We start from the raw sequence: 25398 nt of genomic DNA, 5'->3' as shown, positions 1-25398 counted from the left end.
CGTTTACATCAGCTTGAACTTGAGCTGCACGGAAAAAGCGCCATGCAAACGCTCTTTGTATGTAGGTACGATAGCAAAATTTACTCCTACGCGTTGATACTGGACACTGACGACCGGTATCGCGGCCAGGAACCAGCCACCGTTGCGCATCTTGGGGTAGCCGTCGAAAGCACCGACGACTGCACCCAGCCGCACCGGGCCGACTGACCAGGGCTGGTAGTACAGACCGGCGTAGTTCGACATCTGGCGGTCGCTGTTGTGGAAGCGGCCTGCCGTCACCGAGGCGACCGTGGAAAAACGGTACTCGGCGCCGAAACCGGGATTGGTGTCGTCGAAACCCTTATCGCGCTGGAAATGGTAGGAGTAGAAACCGGGGTTGACCCACAACTCGGACAGCGGCTTGTTTTCAATCGTCGTGAACGTATCGGCCAGGGCCGGGAACGACAGGGCAGCAAAAGTAGCCCCGAGCAAAAGCTTTTTCATTTCATCCCACAAATATAATGACTGCTTGTCAATTATAGCCTTTGTGGCAATTCGAGAGATTTCAATTGCGCTCGCCGGCGTGGACAAATTGTAAAATTGTTGTAATTAAGTCATCTCCGTCGACCGGCTTGGCGACGAAACCATCCATTCCGGCCGCGTCGCACTCGGCGCGCTCGGCCAGGGTGACCCCGGCGCTCATGGCCAGGATCGGCAAGCCGAGGCCCAGTTCCTTGCGGATATGCTGGGTGGCGGCAAAGCCATCCATGATGGGCATCTGCACGTCCATCAGCACCAGGTCGACCGCTTCCTCACCGCTGCGCAGGAATTCGAGCGCCTGCTCGCCGTTCTCGGCGATGTGGACGCTGGCGCCCACCGCTTCGAGCATGCTGCGCGCGACCAGCTGGTTCAGCGGGTTGTCTTCGGCCAGCAGGATGGACAAGCCTTCCAGCGCCTTTTGACCGGTGGTGAATGCGCCTTTCGGCGTGGCGCTGGCGGGAACCGGCGGTGCTGCGGGCGGCGTTGTGGGCGGCGTTGCGGGCGGCATACTCGCGGCGCCGCCCGCCTGGCGCTCCGTGAGCGCGTGGTAAATCGCCGAGCGGGTCAGCGGCCGCAGCAGCTCCGGATCGTGGCCAGGCGCGGGATTGGACTGTTCCAGCCGGCTGCGCACGCAGATGCGGTGGGCGACGCCGGCCTGCCGTGCAGCCTCGGCCAATGCGCTGTCGTAGACCAGCAGGTCGTAGTGCTGGCGCGCCAGCGCAGCGTGCATGGCGCCGGCGCTGTCCACGCTATCGCAGCGCCAACCCCAGCGCTTGGCCAGCTGCACCATTTCCTCCTGCATGGCCGGCGCCGGGTCGGCGTACAGCACGCGCCAGTTGCTGCGCGTGCCGCCCATGGCATAGGGATCGGCCAGGCGTCCCTCGCGCAGCGGCATGAGGAAGGTGAAGGTCGTGCCTTGCCCCGGCGTGCTGGCTACTTCAATGGTGCCGCCCATCAATTGCGCCAGGCGCTGCGAAATGGCGAGGCCCAGGCCGGTGCCGCCATAGCGGCGCGCCATCGACGCGTCGGCCTGGCTGAACGGAGTGAACAGGCGCCGCAACTGCTCCGCGCTGATGCCGATGCCGGTATCCTTGACGTCCCAGCGCAGTACGCCGGGCTGGGACGGTGACCGGCTGGCGTGGACACTGACCGTACCTTTTTCCGTGAACTTGAGGGCATTGCTGACCAGGTTGAGCAGCACCTGCTGGATGCGCTGGACGTCCCCGTGCAGTGCGAGCGGCACATCGGCCGCTACGCACAGGGAGAGCGCCAGGCCTTTTTCGGCAGCGGTCATGGCCATCACGGCCGCCAGCGCGCTGAGGACGTCGTCGACCAGGAAATCGTCTTCGGCCAGCTCCAGCTTGTTGGCTTCGATCTTGGAGAAGTCGAGCACGTCGTTCAGCAGGGCCAGCAGCGAACGGCCGGCGCCGGACACCATGTCCAGGTACTGGCGCTGTTCGGCGTTCAGCGTGGTGCGGCCCAGGATCTGGCTCAGGCCGAGCACGGCATTCATCGGTGTACGCAATTCATGGCTGATATTGGCGACGAAGGCGCTCTTGGCGGCGCTGGCCGCTTCCGCCTGGGTCTTGGCGTCATTCAGTTCCTTTTCGGCCGCTTTTTCGGCCGTAACGTCGCGCAGGATCATGGCGTAGCCGATGCAGCGCTCGTGGTCGTCGCGCACCGGGTAGAGCTGGGTCAGGGCCAGGAAGGTGCTGCCATCGGCGCGGCGGCGCAGGGCCGTCGCCTCATCCTGCCCATGCTCGAGCGCGAGCGTCATGCTGGTGACCGCATCGCCTTCCGCCAACAGCAGTTGCAGGGGCCGGCCGACAATGGCGTCGCTGGTGTAGCCAAAGAGTTTTTCGGCGCCATCGTTCCAGGTCGTGATGGTGCCGTTCGGGTCGAGCAGGACAATGGCGTGGTTGCGGATATGCGAGGTCAGGAGCTTGAAGCGCGCTTCCGACTCTTCCAGGCTGGCGGTCTGCTGTTCCAGCTGCCGGGCGGACTGGTCTTTCTCGCGCAGGGCGGCGATCCTTTCATGCACCAGGTTGCGCGCCGCGCCGAAGAACAGCAGGCTGATCAGGGTGCCCATGACCAGCACCAGGAAGGATTTGCCCTGGTCCACGCTGGCGTCGAATGCCGCTGTGGGCCGGATGTCCAGGGCCCAGGACTGGCCGTTATTGCCCACTGGCACATGCTGCTGGCTGGCGAGACGGGTGAAGCTCTGTCCCTCGCCGCGGCGGGTGCTGGTGTACATGAGCTGGCCCTGCGCGTCCTGGAAACGGATATCCAGGCGCACTTCGCGCAGGTTCCCGCCAAAGATTCCCTGCATCAGGTCGCCCATGCGGAATGGGCTGTAAACAAAACCAAGCAGCTCGCGCTGGCCGGATGTGTTGTTGGCATAAACCGGGTGGAAGACCAGGAAGCCGACCTGCTTCGGGCCGCTGATTTCCTGCACCAGGGTGATGGGGCCACTGGCCGTCATTTTTCCGTTCTGCATGGCCGCCACCATGGCTTCACGGCGCGTTGGCTCGGACATCATGTCGAAACCGATGGCGACCAGGTTGCGCGGCGAACGTGGCTCCAGATAGATGATCGGCGCATACAAGTCACGTTCACCCTCGGGCCAAATCTTGACCTCGCGTCGTAGCGCATTGACCGCGCCGCCTGGCACGAAGCGTGCGAAACCAACACCGAGCACGCCGGGATATTGGTTTGCGAGGTCCATGCCGGCGACAAAACGCTGCCACTCGTTGCGGTCCACCTGCGCCGAGGCGTCGAACAGGGCATTTCCAGCGCGCAGCAGTGATTCGTAGGACTCCAGACGGATGCGGATGGTTTCGCGTACATTCTCGGCGGCGCGCTGGAAGCGTTCGCGGGTGCGCGACTCGGTGTCGAAGGTGATCCAGCCCCAGGTTGTGACGGTGATGGCCATGCAGGAAAGCAGTGTCAGGATCGGTGTCCAGACATAGGTTTCCGCCAGGCTCGGATCTTCCTCCGTGGCCAGGACCCAGGCCAGGATGCTGCTGATCGCCAGGAAGGTGCAGAGCGAGAGCAGCGAGTGGTGCAGCACGCCTGAAACAAAGGGGCCATGGTTCTGGACGGTGGCCGGGATGGCGACGCCGGCAATGATGGCCAACGCAATGCGGATCATCGAGCGCCAGCGTTTCACGGCCGCCAGGCCAAGGAACAGCAGCAGGACATAGGGCAGGAACTGGGTTGCCGCGTGGCGCGAATCGCTCAGGAAGATGACGAGCGTCGCCGCCAGCAGCAGGCTGAGGAAGACCAGCTGGCCCGGCTTGAACACTGGCCAGCCGGAATGCTGCGGGATGGCCATGGCCATCGGCACCAGCAGGAGCAGGCCGAGGAAATCGCCGGTCCACCAGGTGGCCAGCACCTGCCAGGTCAGCTCGGGCGGGATGATGCCGGTCAGACGCAGTGTGAGCACGCCGGTCAGGGCCGAGGCAATGGCGGCCACGGCGCTCGCGCCGCCAAACTTGTAGACTTCGCGCTGGGTGTGCAAGCCAACGCTGCCGATGCCGAGCCGGCGTAGCAGCCACTCGGCCAGCAGGGCCTCGGCGGTATTGCCGATGGCAATCGCCAGCGAGGCGCCAAGCAGGATCGGGAAAGAGGCGGCCTCGTTGGTGACGAACACCGCCAGGTTGGCGAGGAAGGCGCCGGCCAGGATGGCGGGCCACAGGTGCCGGCCGAAACGCAACAGCAGCACCAGGGCAAAGCCGGAAGGCGGCCAGACCGGGCTGGCATTGCTTTGCGCCAGTGCGAGCATCAGGCCCAGCCGTGCCAGCAGATAGTACGCACCCGCAGCGAGCAGCAAGGCCATTAGCGTGCGGAGGCGGATGGGCATGTTTGGGCGGGCAGGTCGTTGGTCATGCCTTTATATCACGGAAGGCGGGCCGCCCTGAAATGATGTTGTAATAATTTCCGGCTAGCATCAAGAAATGCATCTGACTCCGGAAAATCGAATCCGTCTGCGCGCCACGGTGTTCGGCAAGACCGAGGCTGGCCGCACCGAAGTGGCGCAGCGCAGCGCCGGCCTGACCGCGCGCCAGCGTGCGGTGCTGATCCTGCTCGACGGCCAACGTGCGCTGGGCGAAATCGATACCTGGCTCGGCGAAGACGAGATGCTGGAAGCTGTCGAGGCCTTGCTGCGCAAGGGCCTGGCAGGGATCAGCGCCGCGCCGCCAGCGGCCGAGCGCACCCTGGCACCGGCCGCGTCCGCACCGGCCGCGCCAATGGCGGCACCCGCACCGGCACCCGCACCCGCACCGGCGCCTGTGCCGGCGCCGGCGCCAGGTCCCGCGCTGGCCGCCGCGCGCGAGCTGATGGCTGCCGCAGCGCGCAAGCACCTGGGCTTGCTGGCCGCCGACCTGGTGCGCCGCATCGAACAGGCGAAAGACGAGGGCCAGCTGGCCGGCATCGTCGGCCTGTGGCACGTCTCGTTAAGGGAATCGAAAACCGGCAAGCCCTGCGCCGAGGGCTTGCTGGCGGAAGCGCGCGCCTTGCTCGCTTAGTGCTGCGGGCGCTTGCGGTGGAAGACCAGCGGGCTGTACGGCACGGCGGATGGAGGAGGGGAGTTCAGGATGCCCGGCTTGATGGCGCCCACCACATGCATCTCGCACGGCTTGCAGTCGAAGCGCAGGGTATAGGTGTGGTCGCCGTTGACCAGGGTCATCGGCTCCGCCTTGACCTGGCCCTGCACGCCTTGCACGCCCTTGGCCTGCTTCGGGCACAGGTTGAACGAGAAGCGCAGGCAATGCTTGGTGATCATCAGCGGCACTTCGCCCGCTTCCTCGTGCGCTTCGTATGCCGCATCGATCAGCTGCACGCCGTGCTTGTGGTAGAACTGGCGCGCCTTCTCGTTGTAGACGTTGGCCAGGTAGCTCAGCTGCGTGTCCGGATAGATGGCGCGCGGTTCCGCCGGCGCCTTGCGCTCAGGACGCTGCCAGGCCGCCAGGCGCGCCGCTTCGTGCGCCGCCACCGCGTCGCGGCGCAGCGCGTTGATCACCGACGATGGCACGAACCAGGGCTGCGACAGCTTCAGTTCAACGTGGTCGGCCACGAACATGGTGTTGCCCATCTTCGCCAGGCTGGCGCGCAAGCCGCTTTCCGCCTGTTCTGCATTCTGCGCCGGCTGCAGCTCGATCGCCGCATCGGTATGCGAGACGATGCCGTCTTCGTCGACGATGGACAGGCGCAGGCCGCCCGCCTGTTCCGACAGCGTCAGCTGCAGGCCCACGTGGCGTTCGGAGGATTTCTTGTGCAGCGCTGCTTCCCACTGGTGGTCGCGGTTGCGCATGATGACGGTGCCGACCTTCAGGCCCGGCAGGGCAGCCATCTGCTCGTTCGGGTACACGCGCCAGCGCTGGCCGTCTTCGGTGTCGCCCAGCTTCTCGGCCTTGTTGGCCTGGATGCCGACCGTGGTGCGCTTGTTCATGTAATTCAGGCCGTCGCCGTTGGCCATCGGCGCATTGGTGATGACGTCAATATGGTCGCCGCCAATGCGCACCACGGCGCCCAGCTCCACGCCCACGTACTTCGGCGAATCGAAGGCGCCGATATCGCCCTGGCGTCCGTTGGCGAAGTAATCGGTATGGCCGCGGTGGAAGGTCTTGTCGACGTCGGGCGTGAACAGGATGCGGGTGCGGCCGCTGCCGGCGCGCGCGAATTCCGGACGGCGCTCGAGCAGCTCGTCCAGCAGCAGGCGGTAGTTGGCCGTGATGTTCTTCACATAGCCCATGTCCTTGTAGCGGCCTTCGATCTTGAAGGAGCGGATACCTGCATCGACCAGCGCTTCCAGGTTGGCGCTCTGGTCGTTGTCCTTCATCGACAGCAGGTGCTTTTCAAAGGCCACCACGCGGCCCTGGTTGTCGGACAGGGTGTAGGGCAGGCGGCAGGCCTGCGAGCAGTCGCCGCGGTTGGCGCTGCGGCCGGTGTCGGCGTGCGAGATGTAGCACTGGCCGGAGAAAGCCACGCACAACGCGCCGTGCACGAAGTACTCGAGCGGCGTATCGACTTCGGCGCGGATCTGTTTGATCTTGTCCAGCGTCAGCTCGCGCGCCAGCACCAGCTGCGAGAAGCCGACATCGCCCAGGAACTTGGCCTTCTCCACGGTGCGGATGTCGCACTGGGTCGAGGCGTGCAGCTGGATCGGCGGCAGGTCCAGCTCAAGCAGGCCCATGTCCTGGATGATCAGTGCATCGACACCGGCTTCGTACAGTTGCCAGATCTGCTTGCGCGCGAGCTCCAGTTCCGAGTCGTGCATGATCGTGTTCATCGTGACGAAAATGCGCGAACGGTAGCGGTGGGCGAATTCCACCAGCGAGGAAATATCCTCGATCGGATTGCTGGCGTTGTGGCGTGCGCCGAAGGCCGGGCCGCCGATATAAACGGCATCCGCACCGTGCAGGATGGCTTCGCGGCCAATTTCCGCGGTTTTGGCTGGCGCCAGCAGTTCGAGCTCGTGATCAAGCAAAGACATTCGTAATAACCCTACATTTACAAGGGGAGATATTATACCGGCTCGTCGAAGCCGCGCTCACCCAGTTTTTCTTTCACGTACTCGACAAACGACGCAATCCGCGCCGAAAGTGCGGTATTCCGGTAATACACGGCATTGATCGGTTGTCGAACCTCCAACGTTTCCGCCACCAGCACCTGGCGCAGGCGTCCCGCCGCGCGGTCGGCATTGGCCAGGAAGTCGTTCAGGCAGACGATGCCGGCGCCGTGCAGGGCCAGGTGCAGCAGGGTTTCCCCGCTGGAGGTGTAGATGTTGGGCGTGATGTGAACCGGCAAGCCTTCGGCGTCCAGCAGCGGCCATTCGTTCAGGCTTTCCGGCTGGTTGAAGCCGAGCAGGGTGTGGTTGGCCAGGTCGGCCACGCTGGCCGGCGCGCCGTGGCGTGCGATATAGGCCGGGCTGGCGAGGATGCGCAGGCGCCCGGTGCCGATCGGCGTGGCGTGCAGGGTCGAATCGCGCAGGCGGCCAATGCGGAAGGCGACGTCGGTGCGCTTCTCCAGCAGGTCGGTGATGCCTTCATGGCTGTTCAGCTCCAGCTCGACGCGCGGGTAGCGCTCGCGGTAGCCGTTCACCAGCGGCACCAGCACGTGCAGCATGAAGGGCGTCGAGGCATCGATGCGCAGGCGGCCGGCCGGGCCCTGGCGCCGCAAGGACATTTTTTCCTCGGTTTCCTCCACCTTGGCGATGATGCCGCGCGCGCACTCGAGGAAGGCTTTCCCTTCCTCCGTCAGCTCCAGGCGGCGCGTGGTGCGGCGGACCAGGGTGGTTTCCAGTTTTTCTTCCAGGCGGGTCAGGGTGCGGCTGGCGGCGGAAACCGTCAGGCCCAGGCGTTCAGCGGCGGCGCTGATGGAGCCTGTGGCCACAATGGCAATAAATGCCTGCATCTCGTCGAGGGTGGTTTTCATTATTTGAGTTTAAATCAAATATCTTTCGCGGAAAACCGGCTTTTTCGGAAAGAGTGGCGCCGGTACAGTGGCATCCGATCTCAACAGATGGAGTTTGCCATGCCCCTCGCCCTGCTTGCCCTCACGATCGCGGCCTTCGCAATCGGGACCACGGAATTTGTCATCGTCGGCTTGATCCCGACCATCGCCGCCGACCTCGGCGTCACCCTCCCTTCGGCTGGCCTGCTGGTCAGCCTGTATGCCCTGGCCGTTGCCATCGGCGCACCGGTGCTGACCGCGCTGACCGGCAAGGTGCCGCGCCGGCCGCTGCTGGTGGGCCTGATGGTGCTGTTCACGCTCGGCAACCTGGCGGCCTGGCTGGCGCCCGGCTACGGCTCGCTGGTCGTGGCGCGCGTGCTGACCGGCCTGGCCCATGGTGTGTTCTTCTCGGTCGGCTCGGTCATTGCCACCAGCCTGGTCAGCAAGGAGAAGGCGGCCAGCGCCATTGCCACCATGTTTGGCGGCATGACCGTCGCCTTCGTCACCGGCATCCCGCTCGGCACCTGGATCGGCCAGAATTTCGGCTGGCGCGCGACCTTCCTGGTGGTGGCGGCGTTCGGCCTGGTGGCACTGGCCGGCGCATTCCTCTTTGTCCCCCGCAACATCAAGGCCACGGCGCCTGCGCCATTGCTGCGCCAGGCCCGCGTGCTGCTGCAACCGCGCCTGCTGCTGGTGTACGCAATGACTGCCGTGGGATACGGCGGCTCGCTGATCGCCTTCACTTTCCTGGCGCCGATCCTGCAGGACATCTCCGGCTTCCAGCCTGGCGCGGTCAGCATTGTACTGCTGGCATACGGCATCTCGGTCGCGGTGGGCAATGTCTGGGGCGGCAAACTGGCGGACAAGGAGGGCGCCGTGAGCGCTCTGAAGAAGGTTTTCCTCGGCCTGGCCTTGGTGCTGGTGATGCTGAGCTTCACCGCGCCACACCCGGTGCTGGTCGTGCTGACGGTGCTGGCCTGGGGCGCTTTCGCTTTCGGCAGCGTGCCGGCCTTGCAGTCCTACGTGGTGGAGCAGGCCAACAAGGTGGCGCCGGACGCCGTCGAGGTCGCGGCCGGCTTGAACATCTCCGCATTCAATGTCGGCATCGCGATCGGCGCATCGGTCGGCGGCCTGGTGGTCAGCCATTTCGGCCTGATCCACACGCCTTGGATTGCCGGCGTCGTCACCCTGGCCGCCGTGGGCATCACGGCCCTGAGCGGCCGCATCGACCAGCGCCGTGATGCTGCCGGCGCTGGCTCCCCTGAAAAACTCGCAGCCTGAAAACACACAGAAAAGGAACACATCATGACTATCCCAACTTTTGGCGCAGGCACTTTCCGCCTGCAGGGCCAGGCCGCCTTCGACTCGGTGCGCAATGCACTGGAAGCCGGTTACCGTGCCATCGACACGGCACAGATTTACGGTAACGAAGCGGAAGTAGGCCAGGCGGTCGCCCAATCGGGCCTGGCCCGAAAGGACCTGTTCCTGACCACCAAGGTCTGGAACGAGAACTTAGCCGCCGACCGCCTGCTGGCCAGCCTGGAGGAAAGCCTGGAGAAGCTCGGCACCGATTACGTGGACCTGGCGCTGATCCACTGGCCGCTGAGCGCAGTGCCAGTCGAGGAATACATGGTGGCGCTGGCCGGGGCGCGGGAACGCGGCCTGGCGCGCCAGATCGGTATTTCCAACTTCAATATCGACTACACCCGGCGCGCCATCGCCGCCGTGGGCGCCGCGCAGATTGCGACCAACCAGATCGAGTTGAGCCCCTACCTGCAGAACCGCAAACTGGTCGAATTCCTGCAAGGGCAGGGCATCCACATCACCTCGTACATGACGCTGGGCTACGGCAAAGTGCTGGCCGACCCTGTGATCGGCGCCATCGCGGCGCGCCGCCGCGCCACCCCGGCGCAAGTGGCACTGGCCTGGGCCATGCAGCTTGGCTACTCGGTCATTCCGTCATCGACCAAGCGCGAGAACCTGGCCAGCAACCTGCTTGCCACCGGCCTGGAGCTGGATGCCGAAGACATGGCGCAGATCGCGGCGCTGGAGCGCAATGGCCGCCTCGTCAACCCGGAAGGCCTGGCGCCGGCCTGGGACTAATTGAGGAGAAGACCCATGCACGACCCATTGTTCCAGACCCTGCGCCTTGGCGCCCTCGAACTGCCCAACCGCATCGTGATGCCGCCGATGACGCGGTCGCGCAGCACCCAGCCGGGTGACGTGCCGAATGCGCTCATGGCCGAATACTATACGCAGCGCGCAAGTGCCGGCCTGATCATCAGCGAAGGCACCTATATTTCGCCCATGGCGAAAGGCTATGCCGGCACGCCCGGCATCCACACCGAAGCGCAGGTTGCCGGCTGGCGCCAGGTCACCGATGCCGTGCATGCCGCCGGCGGCCGCATCTTCGCCCAGCTGTGGCATGTTGGCCGCCTGAGCCACAGCAGCCTGCTGGGCGGGGCGGCGCCGGTCTCATCCTCCGCCATCCAGGCCGACGGCGTGCAGGTCTTCATCGAAGGCGAGGGCGGCAGGCCCGGCTTTGCGCAAGCCTCCATGCCGCGCGCGCTGGAAACGCAGGAGATTGCCGGCATCGTCGAACAGTACGCCCAGGCGGCGCGTAACGCGATGGCGGCGGGCTTTGACGGCGTGGAACTGCACGGCGCCAATGGCTACCTGGTGAACCAGTTCCTCGACTCCTTCGCCAACACGCGCAGCGACCAGTATGGCGGCTCGCTCGACAACCGCCTGCGCTTCCTGGACGAAGTGGCGCGCGCCCTGGTGGCCGCCACCGGCGACGCTTCCCGTGTCGGCATCCGCCTGGCGCCGCTGACCACGCTGAACGGTTGCGTCGATGCCAACCCGGAAGAAACCTATACGGCAGCGGCCAGGCGGCTGGGCGAGATCGGGGTCGGCTACATCCATATCGCGGAAGCGGACTGGGACGATGCGCCGCTGATGCCGGTTGCGTTCAAACACGCACTGCGGGCCGCCTTCCCGGGCGTGATGATCTATGCCGGCAAGTACACCGGCGAACGCGCCCGCGGCGCGCTGGAGGAGGGCTGGGCCGACCTGATCGCGATTGGCCGGCCCTTCGTTGCCAACCCGGATTTACCGGAACGCCTGCGTATCGGGGCGCCGCTCAATGAACACGAGCGCGACACCCTGTTCGGGGGCGGCGCACGCGGGCTGACGGATTACCCTGCGCTGGCCGCTTAAGAACCGCCTAAGGCTGCCAGCCTAGCATCAGGCATCCGCAACAATGATGGAGAATGCAATGGATTGCCCTGTCTGCAAGAATGTCAGCCTGGTGATGAGTGAGCGCCAGGGGATTGAAATTGATTATTGCCCGAACTGCCGTGGCGTCTGGCTGGACCGCGGCGAACTCGACAAGATCATCGAGCGTTCCCTGGCCGGCACCCCGGCCCCGGCGCACGCACCGGCTCCCGCAGCCACCCAGTTCGGCAGCCAGCCGCAGCGTGCGCCCGACCCGCGCTACCAGCAGCCGGATCCGCGCTACCAGCAGCACGGCGGATACAGCCATGGCCACGGCGCTTACCCGCACCATAAAAAGAAGAAGGAAGGGTTCCTGAGCGACCTGTTCGACTTCGATTAAATTGTTTGCAATCGCCGTTCGGCTCAACTATAATGAGTGAGTACTCCGTTATTTATTGAGCTGAACATGGCCCGTCCGAAAAGCGAAGAGAAGAGGTTGCAATTGATGCTGGCCGCAGCGGAAGCTGTGGCCGAGCGCGGCGTGGGCGCCCCGACGGCGCTGATCGCCAAGCTGGCGGGTGTCGCGGAAGGCACGCTCTTCCGTTACTTCCCGACCAAGGAAGCGCTGCTGAACGAGATGTACCTCTACATCTGTGAACTGGGCTGGGCCACCACCAACGAGTCCTTCGACCTGTCCCGTCCTATGCTGGAACGGGCGCAACACCTGTGGAACAGCCATGTCGACTGGTGCCTGGCCAACCCCGTCTGGGACAAAGCCCTGTCGCAGCTTGCCGTCACCGAGATCCTGACCAGGGAGACGCGGGAGGCGGAAGCGGCCCTGTTCCCCGACGTTGGCTTGATGGAGACGGTCAGCGCCGGCGAAGTGCTGGCCGGCCACCCGACCGAATACGCCGACGCCTTGTTCCTTGCCGTAGCCAACGCCACCATCGAGTTCGCCCGGCGCGACCCGGCACGCGTGGAAGCCTACAAAGCCAGCGGCTTCGCGGCATTCCGCCGCATGTTCCTCGACTGAGATACTTGCCATACCCCCGGAATTGACCCAATTCCACACCCTTTAAATGAGTGATTACTTGCGTGAGTAAATTATGAAAAAAGACTTCGTTTTCCTCGCATGTGCGGCGGCGTTGATCGCCGGATGCGAGTCCCAACCCGAGGCGCCGGCCAAAGCGCCACCACCGGAGGTGGGCGTGCACACCGTGCAGGCGCGGCCGCTGCCAGTCAGCATCGCCTTGCCTGGCCGCACCTCGGCCTTCATGGTGGCGGAAGTGCGGCCGCAGGTCGGCGGCCTGCTGCAAAAGCGCCTGTTCACCGAAGGGGCGGAAGTCAAAGCCGGCATGCCGCTGTACCAGATCGACCCGGCCACCTACCAGGCCGCCTTCAACTCCGCCAGGGCCGCCCTGGTACGCGCCGAAGCCAACCTGCTGGCCGCAGCGCCGAAGGCCGCCCGCTATAAGGAGCTGCTGCAGATCGAGGGCGTGAGCCGGCAGGATGTCGACGACGCCGTGGCGGCGGAGGCGCAGGCGCGTGCGGATGTCGAATCCGCCAAGGCAGCCCTGGCGACCGCCCGCATCAACCTGGACTACACCCGCGTCGAGTCGCCGATCTCCGGCCGCATCAGCCGCTCCAGCGTGACGCCGGGCGCTTTGCTGACGGCAGGGCAGGAGACTGCGCTGGCGACGGTCCAGCAGCTCGATCCGATCTATGTCGACGTCACCCAGTCCGGCGAGGAAATGCTGCGCCTGAAAAAGCTGGTTGCCTCCGGCGCCCTGAAACAGGACGGCGGCCAGGCGCGCGTCGTGGTCAAGCTGGCCGACGGCTCGACCTATCCGCACGCAGGGCGGCTGCAGTTCTCTGGCTCCAGTGTCGACCCGGGGACCGGCAACGTGACCCTGCGCGCCATCGTGCCGAACCCAAAGCATGACCTGTTGCCGGGCATGTTCGTGCGCGCCGTGGTGGAAAACGGCATCGACGAGAAAGCAATCGCGGTGCCGCAGCAAGGCGTGACGCGCAACCCGAAAGGCGAGGCCACCGCGCTGGTACTGGGCCCGAAGGGCGTGGTGGAGCAGCGCGTCCTGGTGACAAGCGGCACCTTGGGCGACCAGTGGCTGGTGAAGTCCGGCCTGGCGGCAGGCGACCGCCTGATCGTTGAGGGCCTGCAGAAAGTGCAGCCGGGCCAGGCGGCAGTGGCCGCGCCGGCCAAGGCATCCGTCGCGCTCAAATCCGCGCCGGCGGCACAGTAAGGAAACACATCATGGCAAAATTCTTTATCCAACGGCCGATCTTCGCCTGGGTGCTGGCGATCGTCACCATGGTGGCGGGCCTGCTGGCGATCCGCACTTTGCCGGTGGCGCAGTATCCGAACATCGCGCCGACGACGATCCAGATCACCGGCATGTATCCGGGCGCATCGGCCAAGACGGTGGAGGACTCGGTCACCCAGGTCATCGAGCAGAAAATGAAGGGGATCGATGGCCTGCGCTATATATCCTCCACCTCGGACACGACCGGCGGCCTGTCCATCACCCTGACCTTCAAGAGCGGCACCGACGCCGACATCGCCCAGGTGCAGGTGCAGAACAAGCTGTCGCTGGCGACGCCTTTGCTGCCGCAGGAAGTGACGCAGCAGGGCCTGGTGGTGTCGAAGGCAACCAACAGCTTCCTGCTGGTGCTGGGCTTTGTATCGGAAGACGGCAGCATGTCGAACGCCGACCTGGACGACTATATCGCCTCCAGCATCGTGGAACCGCTGTCGCGCGTCGAAGGCGTGGGCGAGATCCAGCACTTCGGCTCGCAGTACGCCATGCGCATCTGGCTCGACCCGGCCAGGCTGGAGGGCTACCACCTGACGCCGACCGACGTGATTGCCGCCATCAAGGCGCAGAACACCGAGGTCTCCGCCGGTGAACTGGGCGGCGCACCGGCCGTGCGCGGCCAGCGCCTGAACGCGGCTGTCGCCGCGCAGAGCCGGCTGCAGACGCCGGAGCAGTTCGGTGCAATCCTGCTGAAAACGCAGGGCAATGGCGCCACGGTCTACCTGCGCGATGTCGCGCGAATTGAGCTGGGCGGCGAAAACTATGCGAGCGTGGTGCGCTTCAACGGCAAACCCGCCGCCGGTATCGCGGTGAAACTGGCCACCGGCGCCAATGCGCTGAAAACCGCCGACGGCGTGAAGGCCAGCCTGGCCGAGCTGCAGAAGTTCTTCCCGAAAGGCATGAAGGCAGTGGTGGCATTCGATACCACGCCTTTCGTGGAACTGTCGATCCACGAAGTGGTGAAGACGCTGGTGGAAGCGATCGTGCTGGTATTCCTGGTGATGTACCTGTTCCTGCAGAACATGCGCGCCACACTGATCCCGACCATGGCGGTGCCGGTGGTGCTGCTGGGGACCTTCGGCGTGCTGGCGGTGATGGGCTACTCCATCAACAGCCTGACCATGTTCGCACTGGTGCTGGCCATCGGCCTGCTGGTCGACGACGCCATCGTGGTGGTGGAAAACGTGGAGCGGGTGATGACGGAGGAGGGCCTGTCGCCGAAAGAAGCGACGCTCAAATCCATGGGCCAGATTTCGGGCGCGCTGGTGGGTATCGGCCTGGTGATTTCCGCCGTGTTCGTGCCGATGGCGTTCATGAGCGGTTCGACCGGCGTGATCTACCGCCAGTTCTCGGTGACGATCGTGACGGCCATGGTGCTGTCGGTGCTGGTGGCGATGGTGTTCACCCCGGCCCTGTGCGCGACCTTCCTGAAGCCGGGCGCCCATGCGCCGCAGAAGGGCTTCTTCGCCTGGTTTAACCGCAAGTTTGAGAGCAGCAGCGTGAAATACCAGGGCATGGTCGGCAAGCTGATCCAGCGTCGCGGCCGTTCGATGCTGGTCTATGCAGCGATGCTGGGCGTGCTGGCGTTCTCCTACATGCGCCTGCCATCCGCCTTCCTGCCGGAAGAAGACCAGGGCGTGCTGTTCTCGGCTATCCAGCTGCCTTCGGGCGCCACCCAGGAGCGCACCGTGGCCACCATCGAAGAAGTCGAGAACTACTTCTTCACCAAAGAGAAGGCGAACGTGGAATCGGTGTTCTCCATCGCCGGCTTCTCGTTCGCCGGCAATGGCCAGAACAACGGCATGGCCTTCGTCAAGCTGAAAGACTGGAAGGAGCGCCCGGGCCTGGACAACCACTCCGGCTACATCGGCTGGCGCGCCATGGAAGCACTGATGCAGATGCGCGACGGCATGGTGTTCACCTTTGCGCCGCCGGCGGTGATGGAGCTGGGTAATGCCGGCGGCTTCGACCTGCAGCTGGTCGATCGCGGCAACATCGGCCACGCCCGGATGATGGAGGCGCGCGACCAGCTGCTCGGCATGGCTGCGAACAACCCGAAACTGGTGGGCGTGCGTCCGAACGGCCAGGAGGATACGCCGCAGTACCGCCTGAACATCGACCAGCAGAAGGCTGCGGCGCTGGGCCTGGATATCTCCGAGGTCAACCAGGTGCTGTCGGTGGGCTGGGGCTCGGCCTACGTCAACGACTTCATCGACCGTGGCCGCGTGAAGAAGGTATTCCTGCAGGGCGAGGCGGAAGCCCGCATGCTGCCGGAGGATGTGCAGAAGTGGTCGGTGCGTAACAAGGATGGACAGATGGTGCCGTTCTCCGCCTTCTCCACCGGCGAATGGGTCATGGCCTCGCCACGCCTGGAGCGCTTCAACGGCAGTTCCTCGCTGAACATCCAGGGGATGGCGGCGCCGGGCGTGAGCTCGGGCGATGCGATGGCCGAGATGGAACAGATGATCGCCAAGCTTCCCGCCGGCATTGGCTATGAGTGGTCCGGCCTGTCGCAGGAAGAGCGCGACTCCGGTTCGCAGACGCCGCTGCTGTACACGCTCTCGTTCATGATCGTGTTCCTTTGCCTGGCAGCCTTGTATGAGAGCTGGTCGGTGCCATTCTCCGTGATGCTGGTGGTGCCGCTGGGCGTGATCGGCGCGGTGCTGGCGACGCTGGGCGTCGGCCTGGCCAACGACATCTATTTCAAGGTCGGCTTGCTGACCGTGGTCGGCCTGTCCGCCAAGAATGCGATCCTGATCGTGGAGTTCGCGAAGGAACTGCAGGAGTCGGGCAAGAACCTGCGTGAAGCGACGCTGGAGGCGGTCAAAATGCGCCTGCGTCCTATCCTGATGACGTCGATCGCTTTCGGCCTGGGCGTGCTGCCGCTGGCGATGGCGTCCGGCGCCGGCTCTGGCGCGCAGATGGCCATCGGCTTCGGCGTCCTGGGCGGCATGCTCACGGCGACCTTCCTCGGGATTTTCTTTGTGCCAGTGTTCTTTGTACTGGTGCGCGGCTGGTTTGCCGCGCCCGCCAGTGCAGCCGCCCCGGCACGCCATGCAGCAATTACGGAAGCAAACTGAAATGAACAAGTCAATCATCACACTGTCCCTGGCGGCGCTGCTGGCCGGCTGCAGCCTGGCGCCGGTATACCAGCGTCCCGCCGCTCCAGTGGCCGCCGCATGGCCGCAAGGCGAGGCGTATAAGCCGGCGCGCAGCACGGAGGTGCGCGCCGCCCCGGATATCGCGTGGCGCGAATTCATCGGCAATGAGCAGCTGGCGCAGCTGGTGCAGATGGCGCTGGAGAACAACCGCGACCTGCGTATCTCGATCCTGAACATCGAGAAGGCCCGCGCCCAGTACGGTGTGGCGCGCGCCGAGCAGCTGCCCCACCTGAATGCGGGCATTGGCCAGAATGCCCAGCGCGTGCCGGCCAGGCTTTCCGGCAGCGGCGAGGCGGCCATTTCGCGCCAGTACAACGCCGGGCTCTCGCTGCCGGCCTTCGAGCTGGACTTCTTTGGGCGGGTAAAGAGCCTGTCGGAGTCGGCGCTGCAGCATTACCTGGCCACGGCCGAAGCGCGCCGCGCGCAGCAAATCAGCCTGGTGGCCGAGGTGGCGAATGCCTGGCTGTCGCTCGCGGCCGGCCAGGAACGCATGCGCCTGGCGGAGGATACGCTGAAAAGCCAGCAGATCACCTATGAACTGGCAAAGCGCCGCTTCGAGGCGGGCGCCACTTCGGGCCTTGACATGTACGAGGCCCAGACCAGCGCCGAGGCGGCGCGCAACGACGTTGCGGTGTTCCGCGCCCAGGTGGCGGCCGACGAGAACGCCCTGGCCTTGCTGGTCGGGGCCAGCGTGCCGCGCGAGCTGATGCCGCAAGGCTCGCTGGAGTCCGTGACGCGCCTGGCAGACCTGCCCCCAGGCCTGCCGGCCGAAGTGTTGCTGCGTCGTCCCGACGTGCTGGAGGCCGAACGCCAGCTGCAAGCGGCCAATGCCGATATCGGCGTGGCGCGTGCAGCCTTCTTCCCCAGCATTTCGTTGACGGCGTCCGCCGGCGGCATGGCGAAGGACCTGTCAGGCCTGTTCAAGGCCGGCAGCGGCACCTGGAGTTTCGCGCCGCAGCTGAACCTGCCCATCTTCGCCGGTGGCGCCAACCAGGCCAACCTCGATATGGCCCGAGCTGGCCGCGATATCGCCATTGCACGGTATGAGAAGGCCATCCAGTCCGCATTCCGCGAAGTGGCTGATGCACTGGCACTGCACGGCACGCTGGACGAGCGGCTGGCGGCGCAGGCGTCGCTGTCGGCTGCGGCAGAGAAGAGCTTCCGCATCCACGAGGCGCGCTACCAGAAGGGCAGTGAGTCCTACCTGAATGCCCTGGTCTCACAGCGCGAACTGTACGCGGCGCAGCAGAATCTGATCAGCGCAAGGCTGGCCAAGGCCAGCAACCAGGTAACGCTGTACCGGGTCCTGGGCGGGGGCTGGCAATAGTCTCAGGCGCACTCAGAACGGCATTTCCAGCTTGAGGCCAATGGTGCGCGGCCGGTTGATGGCGACGCGGCGCGTATTGGGCAGGTCCGCCGAAATCGCCACCGGCAGGCCGGTCTGGCCGACTTTGTCCAACAGGTTGTCGGCGAAGACGGTTGCACGCCAGCGCGGCGATTTCCCCTCGGGCTGCCAGCCGAACTGGAAATTGAGTTCCGTGAAGCCGGCGCGCCGGCGGAACGGGCTGCTGCGGTCGTACAGCGCGTAAGCGCTGCCGGTGTAGTTGGCGCCCAGGCGCCCGAAACCGGCGTAACCGCCGCTCCAGGCCCAGTTGTATTCGACCGACGCGCCGCCGGTCCAGCGCGGCACGTCCAGCAGGCGGTCGCCTTGCATGGCGCCGGTGCCCGGCACATCGTTATCGAGGGTGGCGCTGTTATAGCCCGCGTTCAGGCGCAGGTTCAGGCCAGGGACGGGCTGGTAGCTTGCTTCCAGTTCGGCCCCTTTGCTGCGCGCCGAGCCGAAATTGGCGGTGATGTTGAAGCCGCATTGCAGCACGATCTGCTGCTGGACCTTGTTCCAGTCGATGGTGTAGAGCGAGGCATTCAATGTCAGGCGCCGCGACAGCCATTGCGACTTGATGCCGGCTTCGTAGCTCCATAAGGTATCCGCCGCAAACTTGCGCAGCGCGTCATCGCTCAGGCCCAAGCCGGCAATTTCGCTGGCGCACAAGGCCGCCGGCGCCGGGTTATTGGGCCCGCCCTGGCGGTAGCCTTTGGATGCCGTGGCGTAGACCATCAGGTCCTGGCCAGGCTGCCACGATACGTTGATGCGCGGGGTATAGCCGCTGTCGGCGGAATCGCCGACCACCGCCGACGGGCCGCCATTGAACAACCCATCGCCTTGCTGTGCAAATCCTTGCCTGATACGGAAGGCGCGCAGGCCGAGGCGCGCCGTCCACGCCGGCGCCAGGTGGTAGGACGCTTCCGAGAAGACGGCGGTCTCACGCACCGTCGCCTGCCGCCCGCCGATGAAGAAGCTGTCGAAATTGGTCCCGAAGCGGCTGTTGTAGCCCGCGGTCACCGGGATTTCCGAGGCCAGCGGCGCATCCACATGGCGGTAGAAGAGCCCGCCGATCAGCTGGAACGGCCCTTTGAAATCCGACAGGGCCCGTACTTCCTGGGTGACTTCGCGGTTGATGTATTCGCCGCGCATCAGCACCGGGTAGACCGCATCCTGTGGCGACGGCGACAGGAAGAAGTACAGCACCTTGGACGCATCTTCCGTCACCGTGACGCGCCGGTCGTAGTAGGAAGTTGACGACACCAGCTCGAAACTGCCAAAGTTCTTGTTGACCGTCAGGTTGGCCAGCGATGATTTCTGCACGCTGGGTTCCGGCAGCAGGCGGGTCTGGAGCAGGGTGTCGAAACTGCCCGGCGGCACGTCCACCTGGAACGGCGCCCCGAGTCGCATATGCTGGTGGTACAAAGAGGCATTGACGGCCAATCCATTCCCCAGGTTCAGGCGCAAGGCCACGCGCCCGCCCTTGGTCGTCTCGGTATTGGCGTTCTTCTCCTGCCGCCCGCCGGGACCAATGGCCTGGATATCGCCGGCAGCAATCGGATAGCGGTCGATATAGCCATCGGCATAGCGCATGAAGAGCCCCAGGCGCAAGGCCGCGTTGCCGCCGTCGCCGAGCGGCAGGTTCAGGGACGCGTTGCCATCCTCATTCCATCCGCCGCCGCTGGTATGCGACAGCCTTGCGCTGGCCCGGCCGCTGAACTGGCGCAGGTCGGGCAGGGTGGTGATGTACTTGACCGTTCCGCCCATGGAGCTGGAACCGTACAGCGTGCCTTGCGGCCCGCGCAGCACCTCCACGCGCGCGATATCGAAAATATCCGGATCGATCAGGCCGCGCAGCGACAGCAGGGCCGCATTGCTGGAGGCGGTAATCGGGGTGTCGTCGAGGTAATAGCCAACGGTGCCGGCCGTGCCCGCGACAGATGAGACGCCGCGCACGATCAGGATGTTCTGCCCGGGCCCCGAGGACACCACGGCCAGGCCGGGTGTCTCGCGCGCGAGGTCGGACAGGCGCTCCACGCCCATGCGTTCCAGGTCGCGCTGCTCAAGCGCCGTGATGCTGAGGGGCACACTTTGCAGCGCCTCGACACGCCGCTGCGCCGTCACCCGCACCTGCTCGATCCGACCCTCCTGGGCATGCGCCATGGCCGCATCGAGCCCGGCGACAGCCAGTGCAAACTTGAGCGGAAAGGCAGGGCGCATGGCGGCTCTCCTGAAAGACGCGGATCAAGGCTGGTTGCGTTTGTTCTGGGAATGCTGTGCAGCGGCGACAAGGGCCTTGCGCGTTTCGCCGAGAATGCGGGCCAGCTGTCCGCTATCGCTCAACTGCTTGTAACCCTGGTCAAAGCGTTCCAGCAATTCCGCAGCATTCGGAAGGTCGCGCCGCAAGACCAGGTAGGTGGGAATCAGCGCGATCGGCTTTGCCTGGAAGGTGATGTTGGCCTGCTCGGCAGGCTTTAACGATTGCAGGATCAGCATCTGCCCGGCTTCCTCCTCCATCGGGAACAGGTCGATCCGCCCCAGCAGCAGCTTGCGCATATTATTCCGGTCGCTCGACGCCTCCTGCACCTTAAGCTTGCGCTGCGCGTGCAGCAGGGAGAATTCTTCCGAGTAATGGTTGCCTAGCGTGGCGCCGATCTGGTACCGGCCCAGATCCGACAGCGATTCCCACGGAATTTCCATGCCGCGGCGCTGGAAGAAGACCATGCGGAAAGTGAAAATGGATGACTTGGAATAATGCAGCTTGCGATCGCGCTCGGGAGAATGCGCCCAGCCGTATGCGCCATCGTACAGGCCGACCATGACGCCGGTGATGACCCGGTTGTTGCTGGACAGTGATTCGATCTCTACTTCGACGTTGGCAGCCTTGAATGCCTCGCGCACGATGCGCGTCAACAAGCCGCCATAGGGCAGCTTCTCGCTCATGAAGGGAGGGTACTCGTGCGCGGTAAGCTTGATTTTGAGCGGGGCGTCCGATTCTGCGGCGTGGAGGGCCGCAACTGCGGTCAAGGCAGCAAACAGCACCAGCAAACGCCCGAAAAGCATACGCATAGGTACCAACCGGAAAGGGATTTTTATCATAGTAGGACCAATTACCTATCCCGGCAACAGCCTTTGCTGCGCAGCGCCAAAGCGCGGATAATAGCGGCCAGACTAATTTAGGCAATATTAGGACAATTTTTATGGAAATTAAGGTCAACTTCCTCGACAAGCTTCGCCTGGAAGCCAAGTTTGACGACTTCACGGTCATTGCCGACCAGCCAATCCGCTATAAAGGCGATGGCTCGGCGCCAGGTCCGTTCGATTATTTTTTGGCATCTTCCGCTCTGTGCGCCGCCTATTTCGTGAAGTTGTATTGCAATACGCGCAATATTCCGACCGAAAATATTCGCCTGTCGCAAAATAACATTGTCGATCCGGAAAATCGCTATAAGCAGATTTTCAAGATCCAGGTCGAGCTGCCGGAAGACATTTCGGAAAAAGACCGCCAGGGCATCCTGCGCTCGATCGAACGCTGCACCGTGAAGAAAGTGGTGCAGGAGGGGCCCGATTTCGTCATTGAGGAAGTGGAGAACCTCGATGCCGACGCCCAGGCGTTGCTGACCCTGAACCCCGATCCGGCCGCCGCGACCTATATCCCGGGTAAAGACCTGCCGCTTGAGCAGACCATTGCCAATATGTCGCGCGTGCTGGCCGATCTCGGCATCAAAATCGAGATCGCCTCCTGGCGCAACATCGTGCCGAATGTGTGGTCGCTGCATATCCGCGATGCGCATTCGCCAATGTGCTTCACCAACGGCAAGGGTGCGACCAAGGAAAGCGCGCTGGCTTCGGCACTCGGTGAATACATCGAACGTATCAACTGCAACCACTTCTACGCCGGCGAATACTGGGGCGAGGAGATTGCCAATGCGCCGTTCGTGCATTACCCGAACGAGCGCTGGTTCAAGCCTGGCAAGAAGGATGCGCTGCCGAAGGAGATCCTGGACGACTACAGCCGCGCGGTCTACGACCCGGACGGCGAGCTGCGAGGCTCGCACCTGATCGATACCAACTCGGGCAAGACAGAGCGTGGCATCTGCTCGCTGCCGTTCGTGCGCCAATCGGATGGCGAGACCGTGTATTTCCCTTCCAACCTGGTTGAGAATCTGTTCGTCAGTAACGGCATGAGCGCCGGCAATACGCTGGCCGAGGCGCAGGTGCAGTGCCTGTCGGAGATTTTCGAAAGGGCGGTCAAGCGCGAAATCCTTGAGAACGAGTACGCGCTGCCGGACGTGCCGCAGGAAGTGCTGGACAAGTACCCAAGCATTGTGGCCGGCATTAAAGGGCTGGAAGAGCAGGGCTTCCCGGTGCTGGTCAAAGACGCCTCGCTGGGCGGCAAGTATCCGCTGATGTGCGTGACCTTGATGAACCCACGCACCGGCGGCGTATTCGCCTCCTTCGGCGCACACCCAAGCTTCCAGGTCGCGCTGGAGCGCAGCCTGACCGAGCTGCTGCAGGGCCGCAGCTTCGAAGGCCTGAACGACCTGCCGCCACCGACCTTCGTCAGCAACGCCGTGACCGAGCCGTATAACTTCGTCGAACACTTTATCGATTCGAGCGGCATCGTCTCGTGGCGCTTCTTCAGCGCCAAATCGGACTTCGAGTTTGTAGAATGGGATTTCTCCGGCCACGGCGAAAATTCGAATGCGCAGGAAGCGGAGGCCCTATTCGGCATCCTCAAGGAGCTGGGCAAAGAATCGTACATGGCGGTCTACAACGACCTTGGCGCCACCGCTTGCCGCATTCTGGTGCCGGGCTACTCCGAGATCTATCCGGTGGAAGACCTAATCTGGGACAACACCAACAAGGCCCTGCTGTTCCGCGAAGATATCCTGAACCTGCATACGCTGGACGACGACCGCCTGGAAGCCCTGCTGGACCGCCTGGAAAACAGTGAGCTGGACGAGTACGGCGATATCGCCACCCTGATTGGCATCGAGTTCGACGAGAACACGGTGTGGGGCCAGCTGACCGTGCTTGAACTGCGCCTGTTGATCAACCTGGCGCTGAACGAGTACGAAGCAGCCCACGAACTGATTGGCGCCTTCCTGCAGTACAACGACAATACCGTGGAACGCCGCCTGTTCTACCAGGCACTGGATGCAGTGCTGTCCGTGGCCCTGGACGGTGAGCTGGAGATCGAGGATTTCGAACTCAGCTTCCGCCGCATGTTCGGCAACGAGCGCATGGATGCGGCGCTCGGTTCCGTCAATGGCAGCGTGCGTTTCTACGGCCTGACGCCGACCAGCATGAAGCTGGAAGGACTGGACCGCCACCACCGCAAGATCGACAGCTACCGCAAGCTGCACGCCGCACGCGCAAAAGCGGCAGCCAAGTCGGCCTAAGCGCGCGCCGGCAGGCAGCCAAGGCTGCCCAGCTTGAGGAGATGGAGAATGCAGCCGCATCGATCGAACGCAGCGCCCACGGCCACGACGCTGTGCGCGGCGCCGTGCGGATCTCGGCCAGCGAAGTGGTGGGCGTGGAGATCCTGCCATCGATCCTGGCGCCGCTGCGCGCAAAGTATCCGGAACTGGCGATCGTACTCGTACTGAGCGACGCCATGCAGGATCTGCTCGGACGCGAAGTCGACATTGCGGTTCGCATGACGCAGCCGCAGCAGGACCTTTTGCTGGCCCAGCGCGTCGGCGAGGTGGCGCTGGGCTTCTATGCGCATAAGGATTACTTGGCCACGCATGGCAAGCCGAAGAAGCTGTCCGAGCTTGCGAAGCACAGCCTGGTCGGCTTCGACAAGGAAACGCCATTCCTGAGGGCCGCCGGTGCGAAGCTGGGCGGATGGGAACGGGCAGGGTTCGCGTACCGCTGCGACAGCAACCTGGCCCAGATGGCGCTGGTCCGTGCCGGCGCCGGCATAGGCGGCTACCAGGTCGGATTGGCGGCGCGCGAGCCAAACCTGGTCCGCGTGCTGCCGAAGGAGCTGCACATGACCATGACAACCTGGGTCACGATGCACTCAGACCTGCGGCAAAGCGCACGCTGCAGGGCCGTCTTCGACGCTTTGGTGACCGGGCTGAAAACCCTGTGGCAATAGGCATGGATAGCTGGGATTTCAGTTCAGCCCGGGCGGCTCAAATGTAGGAAGGCGCTATGGAGGGATGGAGGCGAATCGAGCTTTTAGAGTCGGACATTGCCACTTTGCCGTAACAGCATAACTTCGCATAATCTATATTATGTCAAATGCGATGTCGTGGCGAAGCTCTGCTTGGCGCTTCACTTTTCGACACCTCCAGCGAGCCCATCAAGTCTACCTTTTGCCATTCTGCCACTGACCAGCACCCGTTCCTTTCTTGCTCTTTTTCCCGGGGACCGTTTGCCAGCCGCCGTCATTCTGAGCGCCGACTGGCGTGGCGGGTTTTGCGGCTGCAATACCCGTGCTTGCGCCCTTCGGTTTCGTGGCGCCTACTGGCGTCCCGCCCACCACGTGACGGGGCTGCTCTGCCGGTTTCGACGCCTTTGGTGCTGGTGGTGGGACGTTGACCGTCCTGTTCCCAACATTTACGACATTGCCGGGATTACTGAGTACCTCGTAGATGTTAGCTGGGGCGGCTGGCTTAGTCGCACTAGTGACGGCGGATTTCGTCTTCTTCCGCTTTCTCTTGCCTACTATTTCGGGAAATTTGAAGCAGTACAGCTCCGTGTTCGCGGTGCCATAGGTATAACGTTGTTGCTGGAACCCGGGTGTCTTCTCATCGTAGCCATAATGGTCTTCGACTTCGCCCCGCGTCACTTCACTCCGCTCCTGGGTGTAATAGACCGCTGCATTCATCTTAGTGCCGGCCCAAAGGCTTATTGAGAGCACTTCCAGCAAGCGCTCAATGCGTTGCTGGCACGCACTGCATGGTCCGTGATTCCCATGGAATTCGATGGTGGCTATCTGTCCATCGGTCATTTCTTCCAAATTCTTTGCCCAATTGGTTTGGATCTGGTCGATCACGTACACTTCAGCATCATTTGCGGAAAGACGAGTGTTCGCATTTAAGCTATCAGAGGTGAACCTGCCATCCGCCAACCGCCCAACTTTCTTCGTGGGATGCCCAGCAACCCACAGGTGCGAGCGCCACACTTTAGTGCCGATTTGTAGCCTGGCGCGGCTGCGAATTCCCCCGCCACTCGTAGCATGAACCTTGGACATTGAATTGCTGCGGCGAAGTTCACGCATGGTGTTTGCCTTTCGCTGAGATGCCCCGGCACTCGTTGGCGAGAAAGAACCCTACAGGCAGATCATCTTATCTGAGTTTGCGCGCCGGTTGGGCCG

At 63.9% G+C, this 25398-nt stretch carries 18 protein-coding genes; 11 read left to right on the top strand and 7 right to left on the bottom strand.

Annotation, left to right across the window (positions count from 1 at the left end; translation table 11 throughout):
* Window positions 1–3: 3 nt before the first annotated feature.
* A complete protein-coding gene (locus tag ACE3TQ_RS04580; RefSeq protein ID WP_374580768.1) occupies window positions 4–483 on the bottom strand; it encodes a hypothetical protein in 480 nt (159 codons plus the stop codon).
* A 61-nt stretch (window positions 484–544) separates the two neighbouring features.
* Complete coding sequence (locus ACE3TQ_RS04575) at window positions 545–4381, bottom strand: CHASE domain-containing protein (RefSeq protein WP_374580767.1); 3837 nt, start codon at window positions 4379–4381, stop codon at window positions 545–547.
* A 94-nt stretch (window positions 4382–4475) separates the two neighbouring features.
* On the opposite strand from ACE3TQ_RS04575, the gene ACE3TQ_RS04570 reads away from it, so the two are divergent.
* Window positions 4476–5048 carry a hypothetical protein gene (locus ACE3TQ_RS04570; protein WP_374580766.1) on the top strand — a complete coding sequence of 191 codons (573 nt, stop codon included), beginning with the start codon at window positions 4476–4478 and terminating at the stop codon, window positions 5046–5048.
* Here ACE3TQ_RS04570 and ACE3TQ_RS04565 read toward each other — a convergent pair.
* Window positions 5045–7015, bottom strand: a complete 1971-nt coding sequence (locus ACE3TQ_RS04565; protein WP_374580765.1) for a U32 family peptidase — start codon at window positions 7013–7015, stop codon at window positions 5045–5047. The two genes, ACE3TQ_RS04570 and ACE3TQ_RS04565, sit on opposite strands and share 4 nt — an antisense overlap.
* A gap of 32 nt (window positions 7016–7047) precedes the next feature.
* Window positions 7048–7956: a LysR family transcriptional regulator gene (locus ACE3TQ_RS04560; protein WP_374580764.1), complete on the bottom strand. Its 909-nt coding sequence runs from the start codon at window positions 7954–7956 to the stop codon at window positions 7048–7050.
* Window positions 7957–8055: 99 nt separating this feature from the next.
* On the opposite strand from ACE3TQ_RS04560, the gene ACE3TQ_RS04555 reads away from it, so the two are divergent.
* From ACE3TQ_RS04555 to ACE3TQ_RS04520, 8 genes are all read left to right on the top strand, one after another.
* A complete protein-coding gene (locus ACE3TQ_RS04555) occupies window positions 8056–9255 on the top strand; it encodes an MFS transporter (RefSeq protein WP_374580763.1) in 1200 nt (399 codons plus the stop codon).
* Between the two features lie 21 nt (window positions 9256–9276).
* Window positions 9277–10077, top strand: a complete 801-nt coding sequence (gene dkgB, locus ACE3TQ_RS04550; protein WP_374580829.1) for a 2,5-didehydrogluconate reductase DkgB — start codon at window positions 9277–9279, stop codon at window positions 10075–10077.
* Between the two features lie 15 nt (window positions 10078–10092).
* Complete coding sequence (locus tag ACE3TQ_RS04545; RefSeq protein ID WP_374580762.1) at window positions 10093–11193, top strand: alkene reductase; 1101 nt, start codon at window positions 10093–10095, stop codon at window positions 11191–11193.
* A gap of 58 nt (window positions 11194–11251) precedes the next feature.
* Window positions 11252–11590, top strand: coding sequence for a zf-TFIIB domain-containing protein (locus tag ACE3TQ_RS04540; RefSeq protein WP_374580761.1), 339 nt, complete (start codon window positions 11252–11254; stop codon window positions 11588–11590).
* Between the two features lie 66 nt (window positions 11591–11656).
* A complete protein-coding gene (locus ACE3TQ_RS04535) occupies window positions 11657–12223 on the top strand; it encodes a TetR/AcrR family transcriptional regulator (RefSeq protein WP_374580760.1) in 567 nt (188 codons plus the stop codon).
* Between the two features lie 73 nt (window positions 12224–12296).
* Window positions 12297–13451 carry an efflux RND transporter periplasmic adaptor subunit gene (locus ACE3TQ_RS04530; RefSeq protein WP_374580759.1) on the top strand — a complete coding sequence of 385 codons (1155 nt, stop codon included), beginning with the start codon at window positions 12297–12299 and terminating at the stop codon, window positions 13449–13451.
* Window positions 13452–13462: 11 nt separating this feature from the next.
* A complete protein-coding gene (locus ACE3TQ_RS04525) occupies window positions 13463–16603 on the top strand; it encodes an efflux RND transporter permease subunit (protein WP_374580758.1) in 3141 nt (1046 codons plus the stop codon).
* Window position 16604: 1 nt separating this feature from the next.
* On the top strand, window positions 16605–18011 hold the full coding sequence (locus ACE3TQ_RS04520) for an efflux transporter outer membrane subunit (RefSeq protein WP_374580757.1): 1407 nt from the start codon (window positions 16605–16607) through the stop codon (window positions 18009–18011).
* A 12-nt stretch (window positions 18012–18023) separates the two neighbouring features.
* Here ACE3TQ_RS04520 and ACE3TQ_RS04515 read toward each other — a convergent pair whose 3' ends face one another.
* Entirely contained in the window at window positions 18024–20285 is a 2262-nt protein-coding gene (locus ACE3TQ_RS04515; RefSeq protein WP_374580756.1) for a TonB-dependent receptor, read from the bottom strand.
* Window positions 20286–20309: 24 nt separating this feature from the next.
* Window positions 20310–21134 carry a substrate-binding periplasmic protein gene (locus tag ACE3TQ_RS04510; protein WP_374580755.1) on the bottom strand — a complete coding sequence of 275 codons (825 nt, stop codon included), beginning with the start codon at window positions 21132–21134 and terminating at the stop codon, window positions 20310–20312.
* A 131-nt stretch (window positions 21135–21265) separates the two neighbouring features.
* Here ACE3TQ_RS04510 and ACE3TQ_RS04505 point away from each other — a divergent pair, with 131 nt between their 5' ends.
* Together ACE3TQ_RS04505 and ACE3TQ_RS04500 are read left to right on the top strand one after the other, a co-directional pair.
* Window positions 21266–23470: an OsmC domain/YcaO domain-containing protein gene (locus tag ACE3TQ_RS04505; protein WP_374580754.1), complete on the top strand. Its 2205-nt coding sequence runs from the start codon at window positions 21266–21268 to the stop codon at window positions 23468–23470.
* A gap of 41 nt (window positions 23471–23511) precedes the next feature.
* Window positions 23512–24174 (top strand): LysR substrate-binding domain-containing protein, encoded by a 663-nt coding sequence (locus ACE3TQ_RS04500; RefSeq protein ID WP_374580753.1) that lies wholly within the window; start codon window positions 23512–23514, stop codon window positions 24172–24174.
* Window positions 24175–24387: 213 nt separating this feature from the next.
* Here ACE3TQ_RS04500 and ACE3TQ_RS04495 read toward each other — a convergent pair whose 3' ends face one another.
* A complete protein-coding gene (locus ACE3TQ_RS04495; RefSeq protein ID WP_374580752.1) occupies window positions 24388–25302 on the bottom strand; it encodes a hypothetical protein in 915 nt (304 codons plus the stop codon).
* Window positions 25303–25398 lie beyond the last annotated feature (96 nt).

This window comes from Pseudoduganella sp. (assembly GCF_041914865.1).
Lineage (GTDB): Bacteria > Pseudomonadota > Gammaproteobacteria > Burkholderiales > Burkholderiaceae_D > Rugamonas.
This window is presented reverse-complemented; position numbering and strand designations above follow the sequence as displayed.

Coding starts and splice junctions, on each gene's coding strand:
- ACE3TQ_RS04555 (WP_374580763.1), top strand. CDS start 8,056: ATGCCCCTCGCCCTGCTTGCCCTCACGATCGCGGCCTTCGCAATCGGG.
- ACE3TQ_RS04505 (WP_374580754.1), top strand. CDS start 21,266: ATGGAAATTAAGGTCAACTTCCTCGACAAGCTTCGCCTGGAAGCCAAG.
- ACE3TQ_RS04520 (WP_374580757.1), top strand. CDS start 16,605: ATGAACAAGTCAATCATCACACTGTCCCTGGCGGCGCTGCTGGCCGGC.
- ACE3TQ_RS04510 (WP_374580755.1), bottom strand. CDS start 21,134: ATGCGTATGCTTTTCGGGCGTTTGCTGGTGCTGTTTGCTGCCTTGACC.
- ACE3TQ_RS04515 (WP_374580756.1), bottom strand. CDS start 20,285: ATGCGCCCTGCCTTTCCGCTCAAGTTTGCACTGGCTGTCGCCGGGCTC.
- ACE3TQ_RS04565 (WP_374580765.1), bottom strand. CDS start 7,015: ATGTCTTTGCTTGATCACGAGCTCGAACTGCTGGCGCCAGCCAAAACC.
- ACE3TQ_RS04545 (WP_374580762.1), top strand. CDS start 10,093: ATGCACGACCCATTGTTCCAGACCCTGCGCCTTGGCGCCCTCGAACTG.
- ACE3TQ_RS04525 (WP_374580758.1), top strand. CDS start 13,463: ATGGCAAAATTCTTTATCCAACGGCCGATCTTCGCCTGGGTGCTGGCG.
- ACE3TQ_RS04530 (WP_374580759.1), top strand. CDS start 12,297: ATGAAAAAAGACTTCGTTTTCCTCGCATGTGCGGCGGCGTTGATCGCC.
- ACE3TQ_RS04495 (WP_374580752.1), bottom strand. CDS start 25,302: ATGCGTGAACTTCGCCGCAGCAATTCAATGTCCAAGGTTCATGCTACG.
- ACE3TQ_RS04575 (WP_374580767.1), bottom strand. CDS start 4,381: ATGCCCATCCGCCTCCGCACGCTAATGGCCTTGCTGCTCGCTGCGGGT.
- ACE3TQ_RS04500 (WP_374580753.1), top strand. CDS start 23,512: ATGGAGAATGCAGCCGCATCGATCGAACGCAGCGCCCACGGCCACGAC.
- ACE3TQ_RS04540 (WP_374580761.1), top strand. CDS start 11,252: ATGGATTGCCCTGTCTGCAAGAATGTCAGCCTGGTGATGAGTGAGCGC.
- ACE3TQ_RS04570 (WP_374580766.1), top strand. CDS start 4,476: ATGCATCTGACTCCGGAAAATCGAATCCGTCTGCGCGCCACGGTGTTC.
- ACE3TQ_RS04560 (WP_374580764.1), bottom strand. CDS start 7,956: ATGAAAACCACCCTCGACGAGATGCAGGCATTTATTGCCATTGTGGCC.
- ACE3TQ_RS04580 (WP_374580768.1), bottom strand. CDS start 483: ATGAAAAAGCTTTTGCTCGGGGCTACTTTTGCTGCCCTGTCGTTCCCG.
- ACE3TQ_RS04535 (WP_374580760.1), top strand. CDS start 11,657: ATGGCCCGTCCGAAAAGCGAAGAGAAGAGGTTGCAATTGATGCTGGCC.